The 26,651-nt window shown below is 69.0% G+C and carries 24 protein-coding genes; 4 read left to right on the top strand and 20 right to left on the bottom strand.

From position 1 onward, the window contains the following. Window positions 1–13: 13 nt before the first annotated feature. From KEG57_RS11710 to KEG57_RS11720, 3 genes are all read right to left on the bottom strand, one after another. Window positions 14–1,480 (bottom strand): aldehyde dehydrogenase family protein, encoded by a 1,467-nt coding sequence (locus tag KEG57_RS11710; protein WP_272420035.1) that lies wholly within the window; start codon window positions 1,478–1,480, stop codon window positions 14–16. Window positions 1,481–1,761: 281 nt separating this feature from the next. Continuing rightward, on the bottom strand, window positions 1,762–2,433 hold the full coding sequence (locus tag KEG57_RS11715; protein WP_272420034.1) for a hypothetical protein: 672 nt from the start codon (window positions 2,431–2,433) through the stop codon (window positions 1,762–1,764). Window positions 2,434–2,800: 367 nt separating this feature from the next. Next, window positions 2,801–3,772, bottom strand: coding sequence for a Uma2 family endonuclease (locus tag KEG57_RS11720; protein ID WP_272420033.1), 972 nt, complete (start codon window positions 3,770–3,772; stop codon window positions 2,801–2,803). Between the two features lie 43 nt (window positions 3,773–3,815). Here KEG57_RS11720 and KEG57_RS11725 point away from each other — a divergent pair, with 43 nt between their 5' ends. Beyond that, window positions 3,816–4,325 (top strand): hypothetical protein, encoded by a 510-nt coding sequence (locus KEG57_RS11725; RefSeq protein WP_272420032.1) that lies wholly within the window; start codon window positions 3,816–3,818, stop codon window positions 4,323–4,325. A gap of 15 nt (window positions 4,326–4,340) precedes the next feature. Here the strand turns inward: KEG57_RS11725 and KEG57_RS11730 are convergent, their stop codons facing one another. The 3 genes from KEG57_RS11730 to KEG57_RS11740 are packed head-to-tail and all read right to left on the bottom strand — an operon-like array spanning window position 4,341 to window position 10,113. Then, window positions 4,341–4,649 carry a hypothetical protein gene (locus tag KEG57_RS11730; protein WP_272420031.1) on the bottom strand — a complete coding sequence of 103 codons (309 nt, stop codon included), beginning with the start codon at window positions 4,647–4,649 and terminating at the stop codon, window positions 4,341–4,343. Next, window positions 4,646–9,181 carry a sigma 54-interacting transcriptional regulator gene (locus KEG57_RS11735; protein WP_272420030.1) on the bottom strand — a complete coding sequence of 1,512 codons (4,536 nt, stop codon included), beginning with the start codon at window positions 9,179–9,181 and terminating at the stop codon, window positions 4,646–4,648. Before KEG57_RS11735 ends, KEG57_RS11730 begins: the two co-directional genes overlap by 4 nt. A gap of 26 nt (window positions 9,182–9,207) precedes the next feature. Next, window positions 9,208–10,113, bottom strand: a complete 906-nt coding sequence (locus KEG57_RS11740) for a hypothetical protein (protein WP_272420029.1) — start codon at window positions 10,111–10,113, stop codon at window positions 9,208–9,210. A gap of 281 nt (window positions 10,114–10,394) precedes the next feature. On the opposite strand from KEG57_RS11740, the gene KEG57_RS11745 reads away from it, so the two are divergent. Beyond that, a complete protein-coding gene (locus KEG57_RS11745) occupies window positions 10,395–11,438 on the top strand; it encodes an alpha/beta hydrolase (RefSeq protein WP_272420028.1) in 1,044 nt (347 codons plus the stop codon). Between the two features lie 77 nt (window positions 11,439–11,515). On the opposite strand, the gene KEG57_RS11750 is transcribed toward KEG57_RS11745, so the two are convergent. Continuing rightward, window positions 11,516–11,959 carry a hypothetical protein gene (locus KEG57_RS11750; RefSeq protein WP_272420027.1) on the bottom strand — a complete coding sequence of 148 codons (444 nt, stop codon included), beginning with the start codon at window positions 11,957–11,959 and terminating at the stop codon, window positions 11,516–11,518. A 172-nt stretch (window positions 11,960–12,131) separates the two neighbouring features. On the opposite strand from KEG57_RS11750, the gene KEG57_RS11755 reads away from it, so the two are divergent. Beyond that, a complete protein-coding gene (locus tag KEG57_RS11755) occupies window positions 12,132–12,410 on the top strand; it encodes a hypothetical protein (protein ID WP_272420026.1) in 279 nt (92 codons plus the stop codon). Between the two features lie 6 nt (window positions 12,411–12,416). Here KEG57_RS11755 and KEG57_RS11760 read toward each other — a convergent pair whose 3' ends face one another. The 8 genes from KEG57_RS11760 to dnaB all read right to left on the bottom strand — a co-directional run bounded on the left by KEG57_RS11760 (window position 12,417) and on the right by dnaB (window position 22,394). Further along, complete coding sequence (locus KEG57_RS11760; protein WP_272420025.1) at window positions 12,417–12,851, bottom strand: hypothetical protein; 435 nt, start codon at window positions 12,849–12,851, stop codon at window positions 12,417–12,419. A 227-nt stretch (window positions 12,852–13,078) separates the two neighbouring features. Then, on the bottom strand, window positions 13,079–15,133 hold the full coding sequence (locus KEG57_RS11765; protein ID WP_272420024.1) for a PrkA family serine protein kinase: 2,055 nt from the start codon (window positions 15,131–15,133) through the stop codon (window positions 13,079–13,081). A gap of 21 nt (window positions 15,134–15,154) precedes the next feature. Then, entirely contained in the window at window positions 15,155–16,339 is a 1,185-nt protein-coding gene (locus KEG57_RS11770; RefSeq protein ID WP_272420023.1) for a hypothetical protein, read from the bottom strand. A gap of 62 nt (window positions 16,340–16,401) precedes the next feature. Beyond that, the gene (locus KEG57_RS11775) at window positions 16,402–17,676 is read right to left on the bottom strand and encodes a YcbK family protein (RefSeq protein ID WP_272420022.1); all 1,275 of its coding nucleotides are present in this window, start codon (window positions 17,674–17,676) and stop codon (window positions 16,402–16,404) included. 61 nt (window positions 17,677–17,737) lie between these two features. Continuing rightward, window positions 17,738–18,742 carry an L-threonylcarbamoyladenylate synthase gene (locus KEG57_RS11780; protein ID WP_272420021.1) on the bottom strand — a complete coding sequence of 335 codons (1,005 nt, stop codon included), beginning with the start codon at window positions 18,740–18,742 and terminating at the stop codon, window positions 17,738–17,740. A gap of 40 nt (window positions 18,743–18,782) precedes the next feature. Then, entirely contained in the window at window positions 18,783–19,538 is a 756-nt protein-coding gene (locus KEG57_RS11785; RefSeq protein WP_272420020.1) for a cysteine hydrolase family protein, read from the bottom strand. 98 nt (window positions 19,539–19,636) lie between these two features. Continuing rightward, window positions 19,637–20,890: a hypothetical protein gene (locus KEG57_RS11790; protein WP_272420019.1), complete on the bottom strand. Its 1,254-nt coding sequence runs from the start codon at window positions 20,888–20,890 to the stop codon at window positions 19,637–19,639. A 40-nt stretch (window positions 20,891–20,930) separates the two neighbouring features. Then, on the bottom strand, window positions 20,931–22,394 hold the full coding sequence (gene dnaB / locus KEG57_RS11795; protein WP_272420018.1) for a replicative DNA helicase: 1,464 nt from the start codon (window positions 22,392–22,394) through the stop codon (window positions 20,931–20,933). A gap of 88 nt (window positions 22,395–22,482) precedes the next feature. Here dnaB and KEG57_RS11800 point away from each other — a divergent pair, with 88 nt between their 5' ends. Continuing rightward, window positions 22,483–23,502 carry a PfkB family carbohydrate kinase gene (locus tag KEG57_RS11800; RefSeq protein WP_272420017.1) on the top strand — a complete coding sequence of 340 codons (1,020 nt, stop codon included), beginning with the start codon at window positions 22,483–22,485 and terminating at the stop codon, window positions 23,500–23,502. 64 nt (window positions 23,503–23,566) lie between these two features. On the opposite strand, the gene rplI is transcribed toward KEG57_RS11800, so the two are convergent. The 5 genes from rplI to KEG57_RS11825 all read right to left on the bottom strand — a co-directional run bounded on the left by rplI (window position 23,567) and on the right by KEG57_RS11825 (window position 26,549). Continuing rightward, entirely contained in the window at window positions 23,567–24,022 is a 456-nt protein-coding gene (gene rplI, locus KEG57_RS11805) for a 50S ribosomal protein L9 (protein WP_276072821.1), read from the bottom strand. 13 nt (window positions 24,023–24,035) lie between these two features. Continuing rightward, on the bottom strand, window positions 24,036–24,353 hold the full coding sequence (gene rpsR / locus KEG57_RS11810; RefSeq protein ID WP_136929515.1) for a 30S ribosomal protein S18: 318 nt from the start codon (window positions 24,351–24,353) through the stop codon (window positions 24,036–24,038). Window positions 24,354–24,356: 3 nt separating this feature from the next. Then, complete coding sequence (rpsF, locus tag KEG57_RS11815) at window positions 24,357–24,896, bottom strand: 30S ribosomal protein S6 (protein ID WP_272420016.1); 540 nt, start codon at window positions 24,894–24,896, stop codon at window positions 24,357–24,359. A gap of 123 nt (window positions 24,897–25,019) precedes the next feature. After that, window positions 25,020–25,712: an aminoacyl-tRNA hydrolase gene (pth, locus tag KEG57_RS11820; protein ID WP_272420015.1), complete on the bottom strand. Its 693-nt coding sequence runs from the start codon at window positions 25,710–25,712 to the stop codon at window positions 25,020–25,022. A 99-nt stretch (window positions 25,713–25,811) separates the two neighbouring features. Next, entirely contained in the window at window positions 25,812–26,549 is a 738-nt protein-coding gene (locus tag KEG57_RS11825; RefSeq protein WP_272420014.1) for a 50S ribosomal protein L25/general stress protein Ctc, read from the bottom strand. Between the last annotated feature and the right edge of the window lie 102 nt (window positions 26,550–26,651).

Genomic DNA, 26,651 nt, shown 5'->3' on the forward strand with positions numbered 1-26,651 from the left:
AAAAAAACGTCGGCTAGTACCAGCCGAGCGGGGCCTCGTCCAGATTGATGTTGACCTGCTTGGTCTCGAGATACGCCTCGATGCCGTAGAGCCCGAGCTCACGCCCGGTGCCGCTCTGCTTGTAGCCGCCCCAGGGCATCTCGTTGAACGTCGGATGATACGTGTTCACCCACGTGATGCCGGCGCGAAGCTCGCGGATCACGCGGTGCGCGCGCGTGAGGTTCTTCGTCCAGACCGCCGCCGCGAGGCCGTACTCGGTGTCGTTCGCGAGCGCGATGGCCTCCTCCTCGGTGTCGAAGGGAAGCACGGCGAGAACCGGCCCGAAGATCTCCTCGCGCGCGATGCGCATCGAGGGCTTGACGTCGACGAAGATGGTGGGCTCGAGGAAGTGCCCGCTCGCGAGCGCAGGATCCGACGGACGCTTGCCGCCGCAGACGAGCCGCGCGCCCTCCTCGAGGCCGATGCGAACGTACGACTCGACCTTGTCGCGATGCGCGCCCGAGACGAGAGGTCCCATCTTCGTCGCGGGATCGAGGCCATGTCCGACCTTCACGCGCGGGATCTTCTCGACCATCGCGGCGACGAGGCGATCATGGATCGAGCGCTCGACGAGGAGGCGTGATCCCGCGGAGCAAACCTCGCCCTGGTTCGCGAAGGCGCCGAAGAGCGCGCCGTCGACGGCGGCCTCGAAATCGGCGTCGGCGAAGACGATGTTCGGGTTCTTGCCGCCGAGCTCGAGCGTGACCTTCTTCAAGTTGGTCGCGGAAGCCTGGAGGATCTTGCGGCCCGTGACGGTGCCGCCGGTGAAAGCGACCTTGTCGACGCGCGGGCTCTCGGCGAGCTCTTCGCCCGCGCCGGCGCCGGGGCCCGTGAGGATGTTGACGACGCCGGGCGGGAAACCGACCTCGGTGACGATGCGGCCGAGCTCCAGGGCCGTGAGGGGCGTGAGCTCCGACGGTTTGAGCACACAGGTGTTGCCGGCCGCGAGGGCGGGCGCGAGCTTCCAGGCCGCCATGAGGAGCGGGTAGTTCCAGGGGATGATCTGGCCGCAGACGCCGACGGGCTCGCGGACGACGAAGCTCACGCTGTTCGCCGGGACGTTCATGGTCTCGCCGGCGATCTTGGTGGCGAGGCCGCCGTAGAACTCGAAGCAGTTGGCGGCGTCGGCGACGTCGAACTGGGCCTCGGCGAGGGGCTTGCCACAGCTCTGGACCTCGAGGCGCGCGAGGGCGTCGGCCTCCTTGGTGATGGCCTCGGCGAGCTTGAAGAGGAGCTTCGCGCGGTCGAGCGCGGAGGTTTTGCGCCAGGGGCCGTTGTCGAATGCCGCACGCGCCGCGTCGATGGCGGCCCGCGCGTCCTCCCGGGAGGCTTCGGGGACCGTGGCGACGATCTCGCCATTGGCCGGGTCGCGAAGCTCGCGCGTCTGACCGGAGACGCTGTCCACCCAATTCCCACCGATGAGCATCTGATAGCGTTTCATTGCGCGGCCCTCTCCTCCCCTCGGAAGGCGGGCAGTCTACCCGGGATGAGGACCACGGCGGGAGAAAAAAGGGCGCGAGGGCGGACGAGGAACCGACGCGGACGGACCCGGCAGGCGTGAGCGCGGGGGCAGGCGCGGGGGCGGGGGCAAACGAGGGGGCGGGGTGCGCTCGCGAGGGCCTGCACGGCTGGCCGCGAGGAGCAAGCGCGCAGCCGGATTGGCGGGGCTCGTTCGAGCGTCGCAATGGTACGCTCGCCATTTCAATCATACGTCGGATCGATTCATCCCGCCGCCGTCTCGTCCCCCTCCTCGCTCGCCGCCCCCGCCCGGCTCACCTTCCGGAAAAACTGACCCGCCCAGTCGCGCGGCAAACCTCGCTCCCGCGCGCGGGCCGACAATGCCTCGTGCAATCCGTCCCGCTCGCGCGTGAGCCCCTCGGCGAGCTCTTCCCGGCCGATGCGCGCCTCGCCGCGCACCGTGGCGACCGCCGTGGTCCTCTTGAGCGCCGCGTCTGCCGCCTTCGCCCAGGGTTCGAGTCCCGCGCGGTGCTTATCGAGGATCGGATCCTTCGAATCGAGCCATCCGATCACGCGCGCGACTTGCTTGGGTAACGCCTGGCGGATGAATTTGCTGACGGGGACCGAGAAAAACTGCGACCACCGCGCCGCCCCGCGTTCCTTGCCCACGGCGAGGAAAAGCTCGTCCCCGAATCGCTGGCAAGCACGATCGAGCCGCGTATTGGCGATGGTACGCGCGGCGTCCGCGTCCGCCTGCGCCTCGCGAGCCGAGCGCTCCTTTGTACGAACGACCTCGATCATCGCGAGCCAGCCGTCCGTGAGGAAAAGGAGATCGTGCGCATCGGGGTCGGCCTTCAGTCCGGAGCGCGTGAAAAAGACCTCGGCCTCGGCTTCGTCGAGCAGCAGCGTGGGCGGGATCTTGCGGGGATGGGACATGGGAACCTCCAGAAAGGGGTCACGTGTGAAACGTCGTGAGGCAGACGCTCCGGCCGAGGCGACGATGCAAGGGGAGCACACTATCGACGGAAAACTCCCCGGTGAGCGTCACGAGACCCGCGTGCAGCCGTTGCAAGGCGCAGTGTGCGCGTACGAATGCCGCTTGCACGCGTTGCAAGCGGCATTCGGACACTCCGAGAGGCGTTTGCAACGCTTGCAAGCGGCGTTCGGACACTCCGAGAGGCGTTTGCAACGCTTGCAGACGGGTCTCGGAGCGGTGCAAATGCCGTTTGCAACCGTTGCACGCGGCATTCGGACGTCACCGACGGCGTTTGCAACCCTTGCAAGCGGCGTTCGGACGTGACGGTTACGCGTTTTCCGCGAGAACCTCGGCCATCGAGCCGACCGTAGCCGCCCGGACGAGCCAGCGCTGGAGCGTTTCGAGCTCGACGCAGGACCGGACGCGCTCGCGGTCGTCGTCCGAGCACGGGATCCCCCGGGCCGCGACGATGGCGAGTAGGCTGTTTTGCAGGCTCGTGAGGGCTTGCTCTGCCTTCGCCTGGGCTTGCTCCGCTTGCGCCTCGGCCTGCTCTGCCTTCGCCTGGGCTTGCTCCACTTGCGCCTCGGCCTGCTCGGCCTTCGCCTCCAAGCTCTGCATCATGCCCTGGAGGCGCCCGATGAGGTCCTCCGTCCCGAAAATCGCGGCCATTCCGTAGAAAAACTCGAGCTTGCCCTTCTCGATGGCCAGGTCGAGGCCCAGCACGCCCGAGGCGTATCGCCCCGCCTGCGGCACGATGCGCTGATATCGACGCGCCTCCGGGGCCGGGAGGCGGAAGCCGTGGAGTTGCTGCTTCTTGCGGTCGTAGACGAAATATTCGGGGATCCCGAGGCGCGCGTACCGCTCCACGTTGTCGACGAGGTCCTTCTTGCGGCGACCTTCGTAGAGGACCTCGATGACCAGGTCGAGCCCTCGCCCCTCGTCGGCCACGACCCACGCCATCCGCTCGTCGTCCTCGGGCTCGGGGACGTCGACGACGGCGAGGATGTCCGGGCAGAACGCGCGCTCGCCGGGGTAGAGGACGCTGAGTTCTCCCTCGGTGAGATAGATGCGTCGGCCAATCGCGTCGAAGTGCCTGCGGAGGCGGTCGGTCGCGCGGCGCTTGGCGAGATTATGGGGCTGACCGTTCCCGTCGTTCCATCGCGGATCCGAGAACGCTACGACGACCTCGTCAATGAACCGCTCGCGAGCCTGGGGTGTCATGGCGCGCCAAGCCCCCGCCGATGGGGTCACGGGCGGTTCAGGCAGGGCGTCCTCGCTCGTCTCGACCGGAGGTGCCATGACGAACGTATACCACGTCCCCCGATCCACGTACTCTCCCCCAATGTCCACCATCCCGCACCCCCTCCCCCTCTCCCTCGAAGCCGCGCAGGCGCTCTTCACCGGGGACGCGTCCTTTGCGGACGTGCGTGGAGTGCTTCTCTGCTTCGTGATGATTCCGGTCGAGGAGCGCATCGGTGAGTGGCGCTTCGCCGGCGTGGCAAGCCGAGCGGTGGAGATCGTGCAGGTCCTCGACCACTTCATCCACGCGATGTCGATGAGCCCGGGGATCAAGGATCCGGCGCTCGATATGCTGAGCTCGTCCGCGATGATGATCTGGGACGGAGTGGTCGATACGTGGTCGTACGGGCACCTACCGCTCGAAGAGATCGGCAAGCACGAGGTGGTCCTTCTGGCGGAAGGAGGCGCGCCCTACGACGACTTCGGCCTGTGTATCGTGGAGATCCCGTCGCTCGAAGGGTCTCCCTTCGAAAACCGCGCCCCTGAGACCACGCGGCCCGAGGCGTGGGAAGCGGCGATGCAGGCCATGGAGGACGAAGACGACGAGGAATGACCTCGCCGAACGAATTCAGCGTCTTCCGCCGCCGCCTCGACGACCCCCGCCACCCATGCGACCACGTCCGCCCCCCTTCCCCGCCGGCTTCTTTTGCGGCGGCGGCGCGGGCGGCGGCTCCTTCGTATACGCGATCAGCACGGCCCGCCCGCCCCTGAATTCGGGCGTGATCTGCGTGTATCCGTTGATCTTTCCGAACCCCTCCATGTCACCCTTGTGCTCGCCCATCCATTCGCTGAAGCGCTTCCAGAGGTCGCGCGCCGCCTCTTCAGGCAGCGCGACGCCGTCCACGAATGCGGCGAGGTTACCGGGCTCAGTCGTCATTGGATTCCGTACTCCTTGAGGCGCCTGTAAAACGTGCGGCGGGGCAAACCCACGAGGCGCGCGGCCTTCACGCGGTTCCAGTTCGAGGCCTGGAGCGCCGAGAGGATACGCTCGCGCTCGTCGGCCTTGTGGGCTTCGAGCGAGGAGAGCTTGCGCGAGGGCTCGGGCGAAACGCTGCGCGGGCCTTCACGGAGGCTCTCCGGCGGAGGGGGCGGGCGCGGGGCGAGGCGGGCCTCCGGGAGCTCGAAATCCTCGGGCTCGAGCTCCGCTTGATCGGAGAGGACCCACGCATTCAAGAGGACGTTCTCGAGCTGGCGCACATTGCCCGGCCAGCTATGCCCCATCAGCCGGCGAAGCGCAGCCCGCGAGACGCTCCGGCGCTCACGACCATAACGAGCCGCAAAGATGCCGAGGAAATGGTCGATCAAGATCGGGATGTCCTCGATGCGCTCGCGCAAAGGCGGGACGCGGACCTCGACGACGTGCAGGCGGTAAAGGAGGTCCTCGCGGAACGTGCCGGCCGCGGTCATCGCCACGAGATCCCGGTGCGTCGCGGCGACGACGCGCGTGTTGACCGGCTCCTCGCGCGCGCCGCCGACCGGGCGGACGACCTTTTCTTGCAAGACGCGGAGGAGGCCGGCCTGCATCTTCGGCGGCATTTCGCCGATCTCGTCGAGCAGGATCGTGCCGCCCTCGGCCTCGCGGAAGAGGCCGCGGCGATCCCGGTCGGCGCCGGTGAAGGCGCCTCGCATGTGGCCGAAGAGCTCGCTCTCGAGGAGGTGCTCGGGAATGGCGCCGACGTTGATGCCCACGAAAGGCTTCTTGGCGCGCGGGCCAGCATTGTGGATGGCCCGCGCGACGACTTCCTTGCCCGTGCCGCTTTCGCCGATGACGAGGACCGGGATGTCCGTGTCCTTCACGCGGTCGATGAGCGCGTAGACGCGGCGCATGGCCTCGCTGCGGCCGACGAGGCCCTCGTAGCCGAAATGCCCCTTGATGACCGCGCGCGCCGAGCGGAGGTCACGCTTCGTGGCCTTGAGCTCCTCGGTGCGCAGGCCGAGCAGCTCTTCGAGCTCGGCACGGGCAGCCTCGAGGTCGCGGTTCGCCCGTTCGAGCTCCTCGCTCTTCTTTTCGAGCTCGCGCGCGCGCCGCGCGTTCTCGCCGACGAGGCGCGCCGTCTCGATGGTGATCGCTACCTGATCGGCGAGCGCGACGAGCGTGGGGAGCTCGTCCGTGAAGCCCATCGCAGGGCGGAGGCGCGTCTCCAGGTAGAGCGCGCCGATCACCTCGCCACCCCGCGCGCGGATGGGCACGCACGCGATCGACTGGAGCATGAGCTGGTGGACCGAGACATACCCAGCCATGCGGTCATCCTCGCGCGCGCTCACCGTGACGATGGGCTCGCCGACATGGACGACACGCTCGGCGATCGACTGCGAGAACCGCGCGTGCGCGTCGTCGCCCTCACGGCCGCGGAAGGCATGGACCGAGAGCGCGAAGGGCAGCGGCGCCGAAGGATCGGCCTCGTCGCGCGGCTGCGTGCTCTTCAGGATGACGAAGCCACGCTCCGCGCCGAGCAGGGCGATCGCGTGATCGGTGACCTTCTCGAGCAGGCGCGCGAGATCGACCTCGCCCGCGATGGCGCGGTTGATCTCCAGGATGCGCGCGAGGCGCTCCTCCGTGGGAGCCTTGCGGATCGCCGCGAGCGTGCTCGAAGGCGAGGCGTTCGGCGACGCGGCCGTCGTGGCCTGCTGCGGCGTGTGCACGGAGGGCATGCAGAGCGCGCGCAGGGCGCGGCGGCGCGGGTCGTCCCAGAAGACCTCGCGCAGGTCGCGCGGCAAGACCGAGGCGATCTCCTCGAGGACGGCGAGCGCGGCCTCCCGATCACGGCGCGCGAGCATGGGCTTGCCGCCGTCCTCGTGCAGGGCCGCGCGCGCTTCGAGGGCGCGGGCGATGAAGTCCTTCTGGCCCGAGGCGCGCGCCGCTTCGAGCGCCTCCTCGCAATGCGCCGCGGCCTGTCGTTCGTCACCGCGAAGCGTGGCCACGCGGCCGCGCGCGAGCGAGAGGAGCGGGCGATGCGCCGAGCCGCCCCCGAGCGCCGCGGATGCACGCTCGATCTCGGCTTCGAGATCGTGCACGTCATCGCTGGGGGTCACAGGCGCGATAAGGACACGTTCGAGCCGCGCTTCGGCCGCGTCGACGCCCCGGCCGAGGCTCTCCCAGCTCTCGGCACACGCGCGGCAGAGGCGCTCGGCCGCGGCGGGATCTCCGGAGCGCGCGGCATGTTCGGCTTCGAGCGAGAGGAGCTGCGCGCGTTGGCTCAGGCCGAGCTCGCTGCGCTGGAGCGCGAGCTGGTCGATGGAGACGCGCGCCCGCGCGAGTCGGCCAAGGTAGAGCTCCAGGTTCGCGAGGTTGAGGAGCGCCTGGCGAAGCGTGGGGACACGGCCCGAGCGGTGGCCCATGTCGACCGCCGCTTCGAGGTGCATGAGCGCGGCCGCGAGGTCGCCCTGCCCCTTGGCGATGCCCGCGAGGTTCAAGCGTGTCGTGGCCACGCTGCCCGCGTCACCGGCTTGCTCCGCCGCGGTGAGGGCTTCTTCGTAAGCGGCCTTGGCGGGGTCGAGCTGATCGTCACGCTGGAGCGCGAAGGCGAGTGAGCCAAGCGCGACGGAGAGGATCCGCGGCTCGCCGACGGCGCGCGCGAGGCGGACGGCGCGCGCGAGCGTGCGCTTGGCGTCCTCGTGCCGCGCGGAAAAGCTCTGCGCGAGGCCCGAGACGGCGAGCGCGTCCGCGGCGATCGCAAGCATGGCGAGCGCGCGGCGGCCTTCCGCGCGTGGCAGCGGGGCGGCGTCGTCCGCGGCCGCCGAGAGGCCCGTGCGTTCGGACGCGGCGCCGGCCTGGGTCTCGGCGCCCGCGTAGTCGCCGGCGCGGAGGAGCGCGCGCGACGCGTGGAGGCAATACGAGGCTGCGATCTCGGCGTCGGCCGCGAGGGCTTCGTCGTGCACGCGTTCAAGCTCGGCGATCGCGCGCATGGCATCGCCGCGGCTCGTGAACAGGCGCGCGCGGGCGATCGCCACGGCCGGCGAGGGGTCGTCTTCGAGACGCGCGAGCACCTCGGCGGCCTCGTCGACGTGGCCCCGATCGAGCAGCTTCATCGCGCGCTCGCGATCGGTGCCGCGCTCGTCCTCCTCGGCGAGGAGACGATCGACGTCAGCAGGGCTCGCGACGGGGGCGCGCGCGATCGCCTCGACGATCGCGCGGATCTTCCCGGGCAAATGGCCCGCGCGCCGCGCCACGTGATCCGCGACGACGTCGCCGAGCGAAGGGATCGCCGAGCGCACGAGGTCACGCGCGCGCGACTCGTCGAGCGGCGGGACGGCGAAGAGCTCGAGCGTCGGGCCCGGCAGATTCGGCAGGCGCTCGGGGTCGAAGGTCACGACGACGCGGGCGCCGGCCTCGCGCAGCGACGCGAGGCGCGTCAGGTCGGATTTGGCGAGGCGATCGGCGTCATCCACGAGGACGATCGCACCTTGCGGCTCTCCCGCCCCCACGAGCTCGAGATCCATCGCGTGCCCCGGATCGGGCGCGACCGCGGCCTCGACCCAGGCCACGCCGCGTCCCTTCACGCCGAGCCACCACGCGACGCGTCGAAGAAGCGTGCTCTTGCCCGCGCCCGGCAGACCCGTGACCACGATGCCGCCGCCCGAGCGCAACGCCTCGATCTGCGCGTCGAGCGCGGCGGCATGCTCGTCGAGACCGACGATCGGCCAGACGAGCGCGTCACGCGAGGCGAACGATTCGGGCATCGGCAGGGAGGCGGCGCGGCGGATGGCGCTCGCGAGCTCGTCCGCGCTCGGGAAGCGGCTCGTCGGATCGGCCGCCGTGGCGCGACGCTCGACGTCTTCGAGCGCCGATACGACGGCCGGATCGAGCGCGGGCCCGACCGCCACGAGCGCCTCGCGCAGCGTGACGCCGAGCGCGTAGATCTCCACGCGCACGCCGAGCGGCGCGCCCGAGAGCAGCTCCGGGGCGGCGTACCGCGGCGTCATGCCCGACGGGAGCTCGCCGCCTTCGCGGAAGTTCGCCGCGAGCCCGAGGTCGACGAGCGTCGCCTTGCCGTCCGGCCCGACGATGATGTTCGCGGGCTTCAGATCGCCGTGCAGCAAGAGCGCACGGTGGAGCCGCGTGAGCTGATCGGCGGCCTGCGCGATCGCGTCGAGGATCTCGAGGGGCTCATCGGGTTCGGCGAACCGCGCGGCCAGGCTCTTGCCGACCACGAGCTCCCGCACGAGGTACGCGCGGCGGCTGTTCGGCAGACGTCCGAAGCCGAGGATGCGCGGCACGCCGAGGCCTTCGAGGCCGGAGAGCGCGACGGCTTCGCGGACGAGGGCGAGCATTTCCGCCTCGTTCGCGCCCTCGGCGAGGACCTTCACGGCGACGGTCACGCCGGTGATGCGGTCTTTCGCGGACCAGACCTCTCCACCGCCGCCCTTGCCAAGGGGTGCGATAGGCTCGTATCGGGGCGGGAGCTGCAACGTTCCCTGGGCTCCTCTTCCTTAGCTTAGAGGATGTAGTCGATGCTGGCGCCGAAGTACACGCCCGAGCTAATGGCGAAGCCCACGTCGGCGCGCGCCTGGAGCATCTTGATGGGTTTGTAGCGGAAGCTCACCTGCGGAAGGGCGATCCACGGGAAAATGAAGGGCTTCGAGCCGCCGTTCGCCCAGCTCGGCTCGGCGTAGTTGCCGAAGTGGCCGTTGTCGTTCGCGCAGTAGATGCCGTCCGGCTCGCCTTGGGCCGTGCAGTCGTTCCACTGCGACGGGACCCCGGGATCGTTCCCCGAGCCCGGGTAGACCTGCCGCCGATAGAGATCACCGATCACGCCGCCGATGCCCACGCCGCCGCCGAAGAGCAGGGAGAAGCGGCTCCGCTTGTCGAGCGGCACTTCGTAGAGGATCTCGACCTTGCCGAAAATCACGGCGAGATCACTCTGCACGCGCTCGTACGCCGTGTCCGGCTGGGCCTTGCCTTTGAAGAGCATCTCGGCGCTCGAGTAGTCGGCGTACGAGAGCGAGAAGATGTATTCGAGCCTGTCGCGGCGCGTGCCGAACTCGAGGCCCCCCATCGGCACGCCCACCGTCGCGCCGCCGTCGAGGAAGATGTTCAGGATCCCCTTCGGGATGATGGCGTGGCGGTAGCGGAGGCCGACGTAGCGGTACGCCTTCGTGGGATCCTCTGTCGTGTCCCAGATCCCGGTGTCGCCGCTCTCCGCCGTTTTCTTCTCCTTCTCGCCCGGCATCTTGTCGCCGGCCGCCGCCTCCTCCTTGTCGTTCGCCTTTCCGGCCAGCGTATCTTCGGCGTCCTTGTCGAACCCGTCCTCGGAGGCCTGCGCATACGCGGTGCCGGTCACGAAGAGGGACGCGCCAAGGGTCAGGAGGGCGAAGCGTGCAAGCAGGGCCTTCTGGAACATGGGACGCTCTTTCGTCGGTGTGTTCGAAGAAGAAGAAGGACGCCGAGACAGTACACGAGCCCGCCCGTCTTGAAAGCCCCCCCCGACGCACAACCCGCCAAGAGGCCCAAGGAGTGATCCATCCCACCTGAAGACGTGCACGTGCCATCCATTTCGGGATCTGCATCGCGCGGCTTCCCGGTTTTCCGGGAAAACGAAGGCGCGCGCAAGCCCCGAATGACCGGGAAGTGCTCGGCGCGTTGCATGCTCGGCACATTCTTGTAGGTAATCGGAGGGTACCGATGATCCTGCATCAACTCCGGGTCGAACAGGCGATCGATCGCGACGCGCGCGGGCGTTTCGTGAAGGAGCTGTGCATCGTACGGGGGGGCGCAGCCGATGACGGGATTCCGCTGGCGATGGTACGAAAGCGCTCAGCGGAGCTCGGCGGGACACGAGGGAGCGTGCTCCTCATTCACGGCTACGGGCAGAATCGGTACGCCTGGCATCTGCCCGCCCGGAGCCTCTCGAACTACCTGGCCCGCGAGGGCTTCGACGTCTTCAATCTGGACCTGCGTGGCCACGGCCGTTCCCGACATCTCGGCGCGCGGCGGCCGACGGACGTGAGCGAGTTCGTGAAGCAAGATGTGCCCTGGGCGCTCGAAGAGGTGCAGCGCCTCGCCGGTCCGCGGCCGGTGTTCCTCCTGGGGCACTCGCTCGGGGGGCTCGTCAGTTACGCGTCGGCGCCGCTCGCCCACGGCGCGGTGGCGGGCGTCGTGACCCTCGGCAGCCCGTACCATTTCACGCGCGGCTCGCTGCCGCTCACGCTGGCGGGGCACGTGCTCCTCGCCGTGGACCGGCGCATGTCGTTCGGGCATGGCGCGCTCGGGCTGCGCGCCTTCGGCGAGGTCGTCAGGCTCGCGCGCGTGCTCGTGGAGAGCCCCATTTTCCCCCTGCCGATCCGCGGCTTCCGGCCCGGATCGATGGAGCCCGTGGTGCTCTCGCAGCACATGTCGCTGGCGATGGATAGCGGCAGCATCACGGTGCTCCGGAACATGTTCCTCGCGGCGGCGGAGGCGCGGCAGAGCGGGCATCGGCTCGGCGGTTTGTCCGGATTCGTCGAGGGCTTCGAGGCGATGGACGTGCCGCTGCTCGTGGTCGCGGGCGAGAGCGACGACCTCGCGCCGCCGGCGTCGGTGGAGCCCGCGTATCGATCGAGCCGCTCGCGGGACAAGACGTACCGCATATTCCCGCAAGGGCACATCGATCTGATCATGGGCAGCCGCTCGACGCACACGGTATGGCCACTGCTCGCGCGGTGGCTCGGCGCGCGCGTCGCCCATTGAAGAAAGACCGATCGAGGAAAACGCGCGGGGGCTCGGCACGGCCTCGCGCGCCGCGCCCCCGCGCGCAAAGATTGCATTCACCAGTTGACGGTGATCGCCAGCGGATCGGTGGAGGACGGGGGCGCCGAATCCGGCGCGGGTTCCTCGGGCTGGCGGAGGACGACGCGGATCGGGCGCGGCGGCGGCGGCGTCGATTCTGCCTTGCGCCCGAGGGCCACGGCCACGGTGATGTCGGTGACGGGCATGATGACCTCGGCCCACGGGACGTAGCCCGGCGAAATGGCGCGCAGGACCCGCCAGCGCAGCTCGCACGGAATGCGCCCGCGATGCGGCCCGATCGAGATCAGCGTATCGTCGAGATAAATGCGCGCATCCGGGGGCGTGACATGGACGCAAAGCAGGACCGTGGAATCGGGCAACGCCTCGGCCGAGCGCTGGGTCCTGGGCTGGGTCGACGGCGGATCGTCGTCGGATTCAGGAACGCCCGGTACGCAGCGATTGGCGAGGCCGTTCGAGTGCATTCGCTCCCCTCCCGAGCACACGCGCGGGAAAAATCCGGCGCAAATGGCTCTGCAGGACTGTGACAAACGTAACCACAAACGCAAATCGAACCCACGCTTTTAGGGGAGGACGGGGGCCGGAGGCCGCCCTCGCTGAACCCCGGAGGTCGCGCGGGTCTGCTAGGCTCGGGCCATGTCCATCAAGGATCGAATCGTCTCCGAGGGGATGAAGCTCGCGGCGAGCCCGCAGGTCGCGAAGCTCATGCAGGACGAGCGCTTCATGAAGCTCGTGATGACGGCGATGAGCATGCCCGGGCGGGTGTCGACGTTCACGACGGAGCAAAAAGAAGCGTTCGCGAAGTCGATGGGCCTCGCGACCTCGGACGAGGTGCGCGATCTCCGGCGCGTCGTCTCGTCGCTGGAGCAGAGCGTGTCACGCCTGCGCGCGAAGCTCGAAAAGGACGCTTCGTAGCGGCAGCTAAGGCGCGGGCTCGATTTGTCGAACGGTGCGGAGGAGCGGCGCGTCCTGGGCAGGCTCCTCGCTCACGCTCTGCTCCTTGGCCTTCTCCTCGATGCCGGCGAGGCGCCCGCGCGCATCCTGGAGCTTTTGCTTCTCCTCGGGCCGCAAGGTCCCGGGGCGCTGCGCCTCGACCTGCTCGGTGAAGTCGAGCCAGCGCTCGGCGCCGTCGTGGTCCCCGAGCATGATCAGGGAAAGCCCCAGATACAGCCCGTAACTCACCTGCTTGCGCGGCGAGAGCTCGGCGACTTCGTCCTCGTGATCCCCGAGCTTCTCGGCCGCTTCGAGGTAACGGCCATCCTGGTATGCGCGCTGGGCGCTGCCGATGTATCCGCCGCAGCCCGCGGAAAACAACAGGAAGAGGGACGAACCAAGGAGCGCGCCGAGGCGTCGCATGAACGATCTATAACCTGGAAAAGACCAGGCCCCAATGGGGAGATCCGCGAAAATTGCCGCGAAATGGGTTTTGCGTAGCGCGAAGGCGGCTGCGCAGCGAGGGCCTTTCGCGAGGTTTCGCGTGTATTCGAGTGTGGCGCTGGGCTCACAGCGCACCGCGGCAAAATGAAAAAGGCTCCCCGCTCGGTGGGAGCGGGGAGCCTCGGGACGCGCTTCCGGAGACGGGGCTACTTGGTATCGCCGCGGGCGTAGATGCTCGCGACGTAGTCGAGGACGTCGCGCGCGGAGACTTCGTTGTAACCGAAGTATTTGATCATCCGCGTCTTGATGATGTCGATCTTCTCCTGGGTCTCCTTGTCGATGACGCTGGAGACGAGGGTCTGGAGCTTGATCGCGTCCTTCTGATCCTCGAACAGCTTGAGCTCGAGCGCGCGGCGCAGGCGGTCGTTCGTGTGCCACTCGAACTTCTTGCCGTCGACCGCGAGCGCGCCGATGTAATTCATGATCTCGCGGCGGAAGTCGTCCTTCCGGTTCTCGGGGATGTCGATCTTCTCCTCGATCGAGCGCATGAGCCGCTCGTCCGGCTCGACGTCCTCGCGGGTGAAGCGATCCTTGACCTTCTCCTTCAAGGTGTAGGCCTTGATCGAGTCGATGTAGTTCGCCGCGAGCTTCTGGATCGCGTCCTCGTCGGCGCTGATGGCGCGCTGGACCTCGTTCTTGACGATCTCCTCGTACTCGCGCTTCACCATGCCGATGCACTCGCCATAGCGCTTGCGCTGCTCGTCGCTCGAGATGAGCGAGTGGTGGCGCAGGCCCTTCTCGAGCTCGGAGAGCACCATGAACGGGTTGATCGTGCCCTCGCCGATGTCGTTCACGAGCGCGTTCGAGATCTTGTCCTGCACGTAGCGCGGGCTGATGCCCTCCATGCCCTCGCGCGGCGCCTCCTTGCGCAGCTCCTTCACGGTGTCCTGCGTGTAGCCCGGCAGGACCTTGCCGTCGTAGAGCTTCATCTTCTGCACGAGCGAGAGGTTGTGCTTCTTCGGATCCTCGAGCCGCGTGAGCACGGCCCACATCGCCGCCACCTCGAGGGTGTGCGGGGCGATGTGCTTGCCGCGGATCTTGTCGCGGTTGAAGTCCTTCTCGTAGATTCGGATCTCCTCCGACACCTTCGTGATGTACGGGATGTCGATCTTGATCGTGCGATCGCGCAGGGCCTCCATGAACTCGTTGGAGAGGAGCTTCTTGTACTCGGCCTCGTTCGTGTGGCCGAGGATGACCTCGTCGATGTCCGTCTGCGCGAACTTCTTCGGCTTGATCTTGTGCTCCTGCGACGCGCCGAGCAGGTCGTAGAGGAACGCGACGTCGAGCTTGAGCACCTCGATGAACTCGACGACGCCGCGGTTCGAGATGTTGAACTCGCCGTCGAAGTTGAACGCGCGCGGATCCGAGTCCGAGCCGTACTCGGCGATCTTGCGGTAATTGATGTCGCCCGTGAGCTCGGTCGAGTCCTGGTTCTTCTCGTCCTTCGGCTGGAAGGTCCCGATGCCGATGCGGTCCTTCTCGCTGAGCACGAGGCGACGCACGCGGATGTGCTGCATGACCTTGCCCCAGTCGCCGCCGTACCGCTCCATCAGCTTGTTGAAGATGAAGCGGCAGGCCGGATCGAGATCACCGTCGACGCGCACGTTGAACGTGGGGTTACTGAGCTCGAGCTCTTTGATCGCGCGATCGCGCCACGAGGGCGGGATGAGGCGCAAGGGCTCCTCATGCATCGGGCACTTGAAGCGACCGCTCTCGGGGCCCGCCATGCCGACGCCGTCGAGGTTCACCCAGTCGAACGTGTAGAGCGCTCCGTCCGGAGACATCGAGTAGTGCTCGATGCCCTTCTTCATGAGCCGCGCGATCGTCGACTTCGAAGAACCGACAGGGCCGTGGAGCAGGATGACGCGCTTCTCGGGGCCGTAGCCTTCCGCCGCCGCCTTGAGCACGTGCACGAGGCGCATGAGCGGGATGTCGAGGCCGTAGATGGCGTCCTGTCCGCCGTTCAGTTCGTCCTTGAAGAAGTTGTACCGGACGAGCTTCTTCTTGTTGTCGGTGTACTCCTCGGTCCCGTACCGAATGATCATGTCGTACGCACGCTGGAACGCGTTGCGCGTGACTTGCGGCTGCTTGCGAATGAGCGCCAGGTACTCCTCGAAGCTCCCTTCCCAAGACAGGTCCCGATACAGGGCGTAGTCCTGCATCGCAGCGATCTTGCCCACCAGACTTTGCGCGTCGCCCATGTGGATACCTTACAACACGGATCACGGTGACGCGAACGCGGCCGCACCGTTCAGAAACGCCTTCCAGGAGGCCTTTTCCTGACCCTGCTCGGTGAAGAGCCCGAGCGAGCATGCATAAGCTGCGTAGGGTCCGTCTGCAGGCTCGCCCAAGACGGCCACGCGCTCTCCGCACCGGACGGGACCAAGGTCGTGCAGCGCTTCGATGTTCACGAACACGAAGCGATCCCGCCTGGGCGCAAGCGCGCCGAAGAACGTCTCGAGGAAGAGCGCCTGCTTGTCCTCCGATCCCCCGACGACGGACGAGCTCGGAGACCCCACGGATTCGAGCACCACGGCCTTGTCCGCAGCATGCGCGAGGATCGTGTCGGCATGCGCGGAGATGTCGCTCGCACGCCCCGCCTCCGCGGCGCCAAGGCCAGGGAGGTACGAAGCGACCGCGACGTCGCTCGCGTCGAGCAGCGGCAAGAACGAGGGATCCGGAGCGGACACGCCCTCGAACGAAAAGCCCACGCCCGCGCGGATGTCCGGCGCGGCGAGCGGATGTGCGCGGACGTAGTCGAGGACGTCGCTCGCGAAGAGCTCGAAGGCCGCGCGCTCGTCGGGGTGAGCCGCGAGGCGAACGTCGACGTCGCGGCCGAGCACGAAGAAACGCGCCGAGGGGCCGAGCGCCGAGAGCGCCGCGTCAATCGAGGCGTGCGCGAAGGAGAGGACCTCGGGCGCGGTCCAAGGCATGTCCGCGAGCTCGGGCGGGAGGTGCAGGGCAGCGCGATCGACGATGACGAGCGAGAAGCCGAGGACGACGCCGCGGCTGTTGAAGAAGGCAGCCTCCTCGGCGAGCGCTTGGACGCCCTGTTCCGTGGCGAGCTCCATCGGCGTGCGTCGCACCATCGTGGCCCGCGCGCCGAGCGCGAGCGCGCCGAGCCGCGCCGTGATCACGTCGCCAGGCTTCGGCGGTCCATCACCCATGGGCGTCGGCGTGAGGCCAATCCAGACGGGCGCGGAGGGGACATCCGGTGCGTCGGGATCGCCGGCGTCGCCGTCCGGGAAGGCGTCGGCCGAGCCGCCGTCGGAGGAGGGACCGGCGTCGCCGGGATCACCCGGAAGGCCGATGATCACGGGGTAGCCGCTGTCGTCACACGCGAGCGGCGCGAGGGCGACGCCGAGGGGCACGCCGAAAAACAAGAACCAGCGAAGCAAAGCGCGCACGAAGAGGAGCGTAACGAATTCTTCGCGTGGTGGCTCGCGCGCGCGGACGCGCGAGGCGCGCGCTACGGAGGCCCGCCGTACCGCGGCGGCGCAGGCATGCTTGCCCCGGACGGGAGCCGTCCGGACCACTCCACGACACCCGGCGTGGCGTGCGCAGGCGCCCAGGCCATGCCGCCCTTCTCGAGCACGCCCGGCCACGAGTCGACGTACTGCGGAGGCTCGGAGGGGCCGGACGCGTCGATCCAGAGCGCGTGTCCCGTGCCGGGCCTGCGCACGTCGACGTGGACGAACTTGCTGTTCGGATAGAAGCCGCAGCCGACGTCGTCGAGGGTGCGGCAGAGCTGGAAGACCGTGGCGTTCGGGATGCCGTGGACCTGGATGTCCGCGGCGCGCGCGGCCGCGTGCATGCTCTGGTGGCTCGTGCCCGCGACCTTCGCGCCGGGGCGATAGCCGCTGTAGATGTAGATCGGCCGCCACGGGAACGAGTCGGCGATGCGCTGCAGCGCCCAGAGCAGGCGCGGGTGCACGAGGCGCACGTCGGAGATCCACTCGCCTTTGCGCACGGCCTCGGGATCGGGCTCGTCGGGAAGGAGGTCCGCGGGGCGCGCGACGTCGGCCGGGCGCATCATGAGCGAGAGGCGATCGAGGGCCTCGGGGGCGACGGATCCGTCACAACGCACGAGCGGGAAGACGTCACGCTCGCCGGGTCCGCGGACGAAGGTCACGGGGCGACGACGGCATCGCCAGTCGCGGACGGGCTTCGGCGGCGGGGCCCAGAGCGAGTCGAAGCCGTTCGAAGCGAAGCTCGGTCCAGTGGACGCAAGGAACGCAGGTGCACGCGCGGGATCGAGGCCGTTCCACGACCAGGACGGCAGGACGTCGGGCTCGATGCGAAGGAGCTCCGCGCCCTCGGAGGCCGCGCGGAAAAACGGGAGCGCCGCGCCGGCCGCGGGCTCGACGTCGAGGAGACGAACGCGGCTCGATGCGAACGCGTGGAGGTCGTCGTGCTCGTCGTGGGGTTCGTCCGCGGCGTCGTCCGCGGCCTGCGCGGGGCGCCACGCGAGTTGCCACCACGGCTCGTTCCGCCACTGACCGAAGGGCCCCCAGATGTAGCGGCGCAGCGGGCCGGGGCTCTCGACCTCGGCGTTGAGGTACGACCGCAGGAGGCCGAGGCGCGGCGCGGACGGGTCGTCGAGCTTGAAGGTGTAGAGCTTGGGCGGCTGATCGAGGAGCGGCCCCGCGTGGGCCTGCGTCGCGGCTGCGAGCACGATCGCCGCGATGCACGTCATCGCGAGACGCGGTGCCTTTTGATCCGAACGAACCACGAGCTTCGTCATCCCAAGAGCCGACTCCCTCGTTTTGCCACAACCCACGAGGAGGCGTCAGCAATTCCCGCGCTCAAGCCGAAGAGGCGCGGCGCAGGCGATCGTGGACGGCAGCCCACGCAGAGCCCGCCGGAGGTGCTTCGACCACGACACTTTCGCAGCCAGCATCGTCGAGTCGATGGAGCGCCGCATAAAGCGCGGCCGCGTAACCTTCGGGGTCCGCGGGCAAGATCTCGACGGGAGGATCGAGCGCGGTGCCGGGCGCACGGAGCGCGGCGCCCGTGACGAGGCCCGCCGCGCGGCGCTTCGCGATCTCGGCGCGCGCTTCGTCGGCAGGCACGATGACGAGCGTGGCACGAGGCGCGTAGTGCCGCGCGGAGGTGCCCGGCGCGGGCGCGCGTTCGTCGAGCGAGACGGTGATCGCACCGGGATCGACGACGTCGACGTGACGACGCAGTTCGTCGAGGGAGATGGCGCCCGGGCGTAAAAGAACCGCAGGGCTGCGCGAGACGTCGACGATCGTGGACTCGATGCCGTGACGGCAAGGGCCGCCGTCGAGCACGAGCGGGATGCGTCCGCCGAGCGATTTGAGGACGTGCTCGGCCGTCGTTGGCGAGAGCGAGGTCGTGCGGTTCGCGCTCGGCGCCGCGATGGGCAAACGGCACGCTTCGAGGAGAGCGCGCGCGACGGGAGCCGCAGGCACGCGGAGCGCAACGGTGGGTCCGCCGGCCGCGACCTCGTCGGCGACGGCGCCCGGCCTGCGCGTGACGACGAGCGTGAGCGGGCCCGGCCAGAAGAGCTCAGCGAGGCGCTCGGCGACGGGCGGAAAGTCGAGCGCGAGCGCGCGTGCCTCGGCGACGTCGGCGACATGCACGATGAGCGGGTTCGTCGCGGGACGACCCTTCGCTTCGAAGATGCAACGCACGGCGGAAGGTTCGTCGGCGCGCGCGCCGAGGCCGTAGACGGTCTCGGTCGGGAAGGCGACGAGACGCTTGCCGCGGAGGAGCGCGGCCGCGCGCGCGATGGCCGGTGGGTCGAAGGGCAGGAGCTCGGTGCGGATCACGGGCGCGGCGATCATGGAGCAAGGCGAGCCGCTTCGCACGCGGCGCGCGAGTTCTTCAACGCGCGGCGCGTAGGTAACGCGGCTCGAACGGCGCGAGCGCCGCGAGGGTCACGAGCGTGACCTGCTCGGCCACGACACTCGTGCCCGCCTGGCAGTCGGGCGGGATCGTCACGACGAACCCACGCTCGAGCGCATCCTTCGCGGTGGCGAACATGCCGATCTCGGTCGAGCAACCCGTGAGGATGATCTGATCGGCGTGGAGCTCGTCGAGCAGCGGCCCGAAGGAGCTGCCCGTGAACGCGCTGTACGTCCGCTTGTGCACGACGTGATCGCCGGGCGAGGGCGCGATCTCGGGCCACACCTCGGCGCCCGTGGTGCCGGCGACGGCGTGGCGCGGCCAGTCGCGGAAGTCCTCGTCGTCGGGCTCGTGTGCGTCGCACACGTAAATCACGGGAACGTTTTTCTCGTGCGCCCACGTGATGCGCTTCTTCACCGCCGGCACCACGTCACGCGCGCGCGGGACTTCGAGCGGGCGGCCAGGCGTGAGGTAGTCGTTGATCATGTCGAGCACGACGAGCACGGGCCGCCTCGGGCCGCGTGGTCGCGGACGCGTCGCGAGGAGGCGCTCGCGCAAGCGCTTCGGCGGCTCGACGGGCGGCGCGGCGTGCGCGACGAGCGCGAGGTCTTCATGCAGCGCGGCGAGGTCGGACGTGTCCTCGGGCGACGCCGCGGCGAGCGACGCGAGGGCCCTTTGGGGCGTGCCCGCGAGCGTGAGTTCGAGGAGCCGTTCTCTGCCGAGCCGATCCACCATGGAACGCGCTTTTTTTTCGTAGCACGTCCGTGCGGACGAACCCACGGCGGAGGCGCGCGCGGGCACAGTTCCTTGGGTCGGGCGGGGAGCCGCCGCGGTCAGGGCGCGGGCGTACCACCCTCGGGGGTGCCCTGCGCAGGCACGGGCGCAGGTTCTGCGCCCACGACGATCGTCGCCTGCGTCACCTCGCCCGACTTGACCTCGATCGGGACGCGGGCGAGCGCGCGCAGGCCTTTTCCGCGGAGATCGAGCTCGTACGCGCCGGGAGGCGCCTCGGCGGCGACGCCGGCTTCCGCAACGGAAGGACCGATCCGAAGGAAGGGGACGAGCGTATCCCGCGGGGACAGGAGCTCGACGCGCGCATCCGCGGGCGGAGGAAACGGCTTGCCTGCTTCGTCGACGAAACGAAGCTCGATCGCGCCCGGGACGCGCTCCTCGCGGACGAGGGCGAGCTCGGTGAGCACGCCGAGCGTGTCGCCACGCGGGGCCACCACGAAGAGACGCTCGTAGCGCGCCGAGCCGCCGGGCGGCAGCGTGACGTTGCGGCCAAAGCGAAGGCTCGTCGTCCCCGCGGCGCCTTCGATCTCGAGCGTGGGTCGATCGCCGGCGGGCGCGATCGCGTACGCGACGGAGCTCGCGAGCGCAGCCGCGAACGGGGCTTCGGCCACGGCGTTCGCGGGGGGTGATGGCTCTTTGCCGACCGAGGGCACAGGCTCGGCCGCGCCCCAGTGGACGGCGTCTCCGAGGCTCGGGATGACAACGGGCTCGTCGGCCTTCGAGGCGATCAGGGTCGACACGAGGATCACGCGCGCGCCCGGGACGAGCATGTACCGCGTAGCGATCGTCACGCGCGGATCCCCCTCGGCGTGGCCACGCGCGAGGATCTGCGCCGATCCGTCACGCCCTTGCGAGAAGCTCATCGTCACGCCGGTCAAGCAGCCGAGCGGCGCGCCGAGGCACGTCGCGACACGCCCGAACGCGTCCTCGCGGACCTCGGCGTCGGCCGCGTCCACGAGCGCGCCGTCCGAGGCGCTGATCACCGCCGCGATCGCGCCGTTGTCGACGAGGACATCCCCCGCCTTCGCCTCCACGAGCGCGCCCGCGAACGGCTTCTTGTCGCCTCCGATCCGCGCGAGGTTGACCGCGGCGGGCGCTTCCGGCTCCGGCGCGCAGAACCCGGCTTTGCCCTCGGCGCCGCGGCGAAAGCGGCACATCGCGGCGACACGTTCGCTCTCGCCGCCGTACATGACGACGCCGCCGTTCTGGATCGGCTCGACGCAGGCGGCGAGGCCCGTCAGGCCAAGACAGAGAGTTCCGATCGCGAGGCGTTTGCGGGGGAAGCCGGGCGGCATGATGAGCCTCCGACGCGCGAACGCGCCGGATCTTGGGACGTCACTCGTCGTCGACCATCTCGGGGTAGTCGCCGGGCGCGAGGTTGTCGAAGCGCGTGTACGAGGACGCGAACCGCACGAGCACCTTGCCCGTGGGACCGTTCCTCTGCTTCGCGATGATGATCTCGGCGATGCCCTTCGCGTTCGTGGTCTCCGGGTTGTAGTACTCGTCGCGGTAGATGAACATGATCGTGTCCGCGTCCTGCTCGATGGCGCCGGACTCGCGGAGATCGCTGAGCTGAGGGCGCTTGCCGTTGTCCTTGTTCGTGCGGGTCTCGACGGAGCGGTTGAGCTGCGAGAGCGCGATCACGGGGACACGAACCTCCTTGGCGAGCTGCTTCAACCCTCGGGAGATCTCGCTGATCTCCTGCTCGCGGCTGGTCACGCCGTCGCGGCCCTTCATGAGCTGGAGGTAGTCGATGATGACGAGCCCCACGCGCCTGTCGGGCTGGCCCGGCCCCGCCGAGCGGTTGTATTCGGCCTGGATGCGGCGGACCTTGGCGCGGAGCTCGAGGAGCGAGATCGCGGGCGTGTCGTCGACCCAGATCGGGAGCGTCGACAGATAAGACGCGCTCTCGGTGAGCCTGCGCCAGTCGTCCGGCTGCAAGAAGCCCTGGCGCAGCTTGCCGAGATCGACGCGGCCCTCGGTGCAGACCATACGACTCGCGAGCTGCTCACGCGGCATTTCGAGCGAGAACACGCAGACGCCGTAGCCGGGCTCCTGCCGCTCGTAGCCATGGTCCGGCTCGCCGGGGCCGGCGGCCACCGTGCGCGGCGAGGCGACGTTCACGGCGATGTTGAGAACGAACGACGTCTTGCCCATGCCGGGGCGCGCCGCGACGATCATCAGATCACCGTCGTGGAGGCCCGCGGTCTTCGAATCGAGCCGCTCGTACCCCGTGGAGATGCCCGTGATGCGATCGCCACGCTCGGCCGCGGCCGTGATCTGCTCGAACGCGGCCTTCAGGACCTGCGCGATCGGCTGCACGCTCGTCGACTGCGCGGTGCGCGCGAGCGCGTAGATCGATTGCTCGGCGTTGTCGATGAACTCCTGCACCGTGCCGACGTCGCCGTAGCCCTCGGCCGCGACGCGCTGGCAGGTGGCGATGAGCTGCCGCAGCCGCCACTTTTCGGAGACGACCTTGGCGTGCGCTGCGACGTGCGCCACGGCGGGCGTCGCATCGGCGAGCTGTGCGAGATAACTGGGGCCGCCGATCTGAGCGAGCCACTCGCGATCGCGTAGCCAGGAGGCTATGGAGACGATGTCGATCGGCGTGCCGGAGAGAGCGAGCGCGGTCGCCGCCTCGAAGATGCGCTTGTTCGCGTCACTGTAAAAGTGTTCCGGCTTCAGGATCTCGAGGACTCGATCGAGCGCATCACGCTCGAGGAGCACAGCCGAGAGCACCGCGGCCTCGGCGTCGAGGTCATGCGGAGGAACACGACCCGCGACAGGGGCCGGTTCCATCGGTTGGTTCGAACGTCCACGACGCTGCTGAGCGATCTGCATGGCACTTCTTCACCAGATGGCCCCAATCAATCCCGAAGATCTCCACATGGTGAGGCCCCAAATGGGAGACGCCCCGAAGGGCGGGCCCTCCGAGGCGTCGGGATCGACGAGCGATCTACCAGGAAACACCCGCGCGCGGTACCCGGATCGGCAAGACGATCGCGAGGAAACGACGACATCCGCCGACGTGGTGTGTGTGGGTGAGGCACTCTGGGACCTCTCCACATCACCGGGTACGTCCCTCGACGATGCCACACAACTCTCCCTCACGCCGGGCGGTGGCGCGGTGAACGTGGCGCTCACGCTGGCACAGCTCGGCCTGCGTGCAGGGCTCGTGGCCTCGGTGGGGGACGATCCGGTGGGCCACGCGCTCGTGGCACATCTGTCGCGGCGCGGGGTCGACGTGTCCCGCGTGCGCGCCGTGAAGTCGACCCGCACGGGGCTCGTGTTCCTGACGCACGCGCCGCCGCGCGCCGTGGCGTATCGCGCCGTGCTGGAAGAGGCGCTCGCGCTGCGTGACGCCTTGCCGCACGCCTTCGGCGCGAGTGTCGTCCACTTCTCCGGGCTCCTGCCCTCGCGTGCGTGCTTGCTCGCGCTCGAACGAGCGGCACGGCAGGCGCAACGCGAGGGAGCGCTCGTCACGATCGACGCGAACCTCCGGCCTCGGCTCTGGGCCGGCGATGCGCTCGGGCGCGCGGATCCGCGGAGGCTCTTCGCGGCGGCCTCCGTGCTCAAGGTGAGCGAGGACGATCTACGGCTGCTCGGCGTATCCGATCCGCGGGATCTCGCGCCCCTGCTCCGGCCCGAGGCGATCGTGGTCGCGACGTTCGGCGCGGCGGAGACGCGAGCGCTCGGGCCCTTCGGCGAGGTACGCGCGGGCGGCCCGGCGCTCGCGGTGGCGAGCACGTTCGGCGCGGGAGACGCGTTCGTCGCGGGGCTCCTCTCGGTGCTCGCGCGCGAGGGGCGGACAGCGCTCCAGGATCGCGCGGCGATCGAACGCGCGATCCAGCGTGGCAACGAGGTCGCGCGGACGTCTCTCCTGGAGAAATCGTCGGGGGTCAAATGAACGAAGGCCCGGACCGATCGGCTCTTCGCCTTTCGACCCGGGCCAACGCCTGACGCTTACGAGATCAGGACTTCGCGGCCACCGTGACGTCGATCGTCGCGGTGACGTTCGTCGCGAGGCGGATCGGAACCTGGTAGGTGCCGAGCGCCTTGATCGTGTCGAGCTCGATGCGACGACGATCCACCGTGTAGCCCTGCGCCGCGAGCGCCTCTTCGATGTCGCGCGACGTCACCGAACCGTAGAGCCGATCACCCTCGCCGACGGGCTTCGTGATCGTGATCTTCACGTTCGTGAGCTTCTGCGCGAGCTCCTCGGCCGCCTTCTTGGTCTTCGCCGCGCGCGCCTCGGCGACCTTCTTCTCGTGCTCGATGCGGGCGACGTTCTCCGCCGTCGCGCCGACCGCGAGGCCGCGGGGAACGAGGAAGTTGCGGGCGTAGCCCGGACGAACCCGGACGAGCTCGCCGCTCTTGCCGACGTTGGGGAGGTCCTCGGTCAGGACCACGTGAATGTAGTTGGCCATGACGTCCTCCTCGTTACGCCGTCACGGTGAACGGCAAGAGCGCGATGTTGCGCGCCCGCTTGATGGCGAGCGTGACCTTGCGCTGATGCCGCGCGCAGTTGCCGCTGATGCGGCGCGGGACGACCTTGCCGCGCTCCGAGATGAAGTACTTGAGCGCTTGCGGGTCCTTGTAGTCGATGAAGAGCGCCTTGTCGGCGCAGTAACGGCAGACGCGCTTGCGACCGGTGCGGCGGCGTCCGGGGGCGTCGGCGTTCAGATCCGGCGTCCGCCCGAAATCGCGGTCGTCCATGTCCATGTTGCGGCTGCCCGAATCCATTCCTCGTTGATTCATGGCTCAGCCTCCCTCTTCTTCGGTGCCGGCGATGTCCGCCTCGCCCTCGAGGTCGTCGAACTCGCCCGAGGCCGGCGCCTCGCTGGTCCGCTCCTGACGACGCTCCGGCTCGATCAGGCCGAGCTGACGCTCCCTCGACTCGTCGCGCTCCTCCTCGATCGGCGGCAGCTCGACGCGCTCGAACTTCACGTCCTCCTCGGCGATCGCGATCCCCGCGACCTCCACGTCGTTGCGGACGAGGACGGTCTGGTACTTGATCACGCCGTCCATCAGGCGCAGGTTGCGCTCGATCTCGGAGACCACGCGGCCCGTACCGAGGTACTTGAGGTAGATGTACACGCCGCGGCGGTGCTTGCGGATGTCGTAGGCGAGCCGGCGGCGGCCCCAGTTCTCGACCTTGGTCAGCCGGCCTTGCTCACGGCCGATCACGTCGGACAGGCGCGAGCCGACGCGCTCGGCGGTGTCCGCGTCGACGTCGGGCTTCAGGATGTAGATCGTTTCGTATTCTCTGGCGCGGTTCGGCGCCGTCACGAGTCGACTCATGCTTCTCCTCTTGGACAATGGCCCCGGAGACGTCGTGCCCCGGAGCGAGGACGGCGCGTCCGCCGGCCATCCACAGGGACAAACCGACGTTCGCGCCTCACGAAGGTGCGGAAAGCGTCCGGGTTACTCTCCCTCGCGCTTTTCGCCAGGCGAAACCGACGGTTTGTCCACCGCCGCCTTCGCGTTCGCGGGCTCGGGCGACGTAGGCGCCTCGCTCCGCTCCTTCGCTTGCTTCTTGCCGGCTTTCGGCCGGCTGTTTCGAACGTTCATCGCGGCGTCGAAGCCGCGGGTCGCGACTTCTAGCACAGAATCCGTCACGAGCTTCAAGATGTCGGGCAGGCGCGAGCGTTCGACCGCGTCGAACGGCGACAGCACGTAGTCCGCCACCTCCCCGCGATACCCCGGCGGGGGTCGCCCGACGCCCACGCGGACGCGCGCGAAGTCGCCCGTGCCGACGTGGGACATGATCGACCGCAGCCCGTTGTGCCCGGCGTGTCCGCCGCCAAACTTGAGGCGAACGTCCCCGAACGGAAGGTCGAGCTCGTCGTGGATCACGACGAGCTCCTTCGGGGCGATCTTGAAGAACGCGAGCGCGGGCTGAACGCTCCGGCCCGACTCGTTCATGTACGTCATCGGCTGCAGGAGCACGCCCGGCTCGTCTCCGAGCGTCGCGCGCGCCCACACGCCGGAAAACTTCTCGCGGAAGGCATCGGCGCGAGCGCGCGCCGCGAGCGCTTCGACGGCCATGAAGCCGACGTTGTGCCGGTGCGACGCGTATTTCTCGCCCGGATTGCCCAGGCCAACGACGAGCAGCATGACGAGGAAGTCGAGGCCCGAAGACGAGCGTGCCCCGCGGAGCTGCCTCGCAAGAGGCGCGCGCCACGGGGCGGATCACTCGGACCGTTGGTGCTGAAACTACTTCTTCTTGGCGTCCTTGGCGGGGGCCGCAGCCTTCGCCGCGGGCGCCGCGCCCTTCGCGCCGGCCGCAGGAGCCGCAGCCTTCGCCGCGGGCGCCGCGCCCTTCGCGCCGGCCGCAGGAGCCGCCGCCGCAGCGCCCGGAGCGCCCGGAGCCGCAGCCGCGCCTTCCTCACCCTTCTCGGGCACGGCCACGACGACGACCGTCTGATCCTCGGGCAGACGCGTCTTCACGCCCTCGGGGAGCGGAACCGCGCCGGCCTTCACCGTGTCGCCGAGGTCGAGCTCGGAGATGTCGATCTCGACGACGGCCGGGATCTTCTCGGGCAGGCAGCGGATGGGCAGCGTGCGGAAGATCTGCTGGAGGATGCCGCCGCCCGCGACGCCCTTCGACTTGCCGACGCAACGGACGGGGATGTCCACGTCGATCGGCTGGTCGAGCTTGACCTGGAGGAAGTCGGCGTGGACGAGCTCGCGCGAGATCGGGTGGTAGCCGTAGTCGCGCACCATGACGGTGAGCTTGTCGCCGCCCTCGACGGCCAGCTCGATGACCGAGTTCTTCCCGTGCGCCGACTTCAGCACCTCGAGGAGGGCCTTCGGAGAGACGGCAACCGCGAACGCTTCGAGGCCCTTGCCGTAGCAGATGGCAGGGATGTTCCCCGTGCGGCGGAGCCTGTTCGACGGGCCCTTTCCGCTTTCCTGACGACGGGTGGCGCTGAGCTGGATGATTTCCATCATGGGACGACTCTCCGGTTCCGATCCGAGACGCGGCGCTATAGCAGAGATCGATCGGGTTGTGCGCCTCTTCCGACGATCCTCCGAGGCGAAGCCAGAAGCCTG

The sequence above is a fragment of the Polyangium jinanense genome, assembly GCF_028435365.1.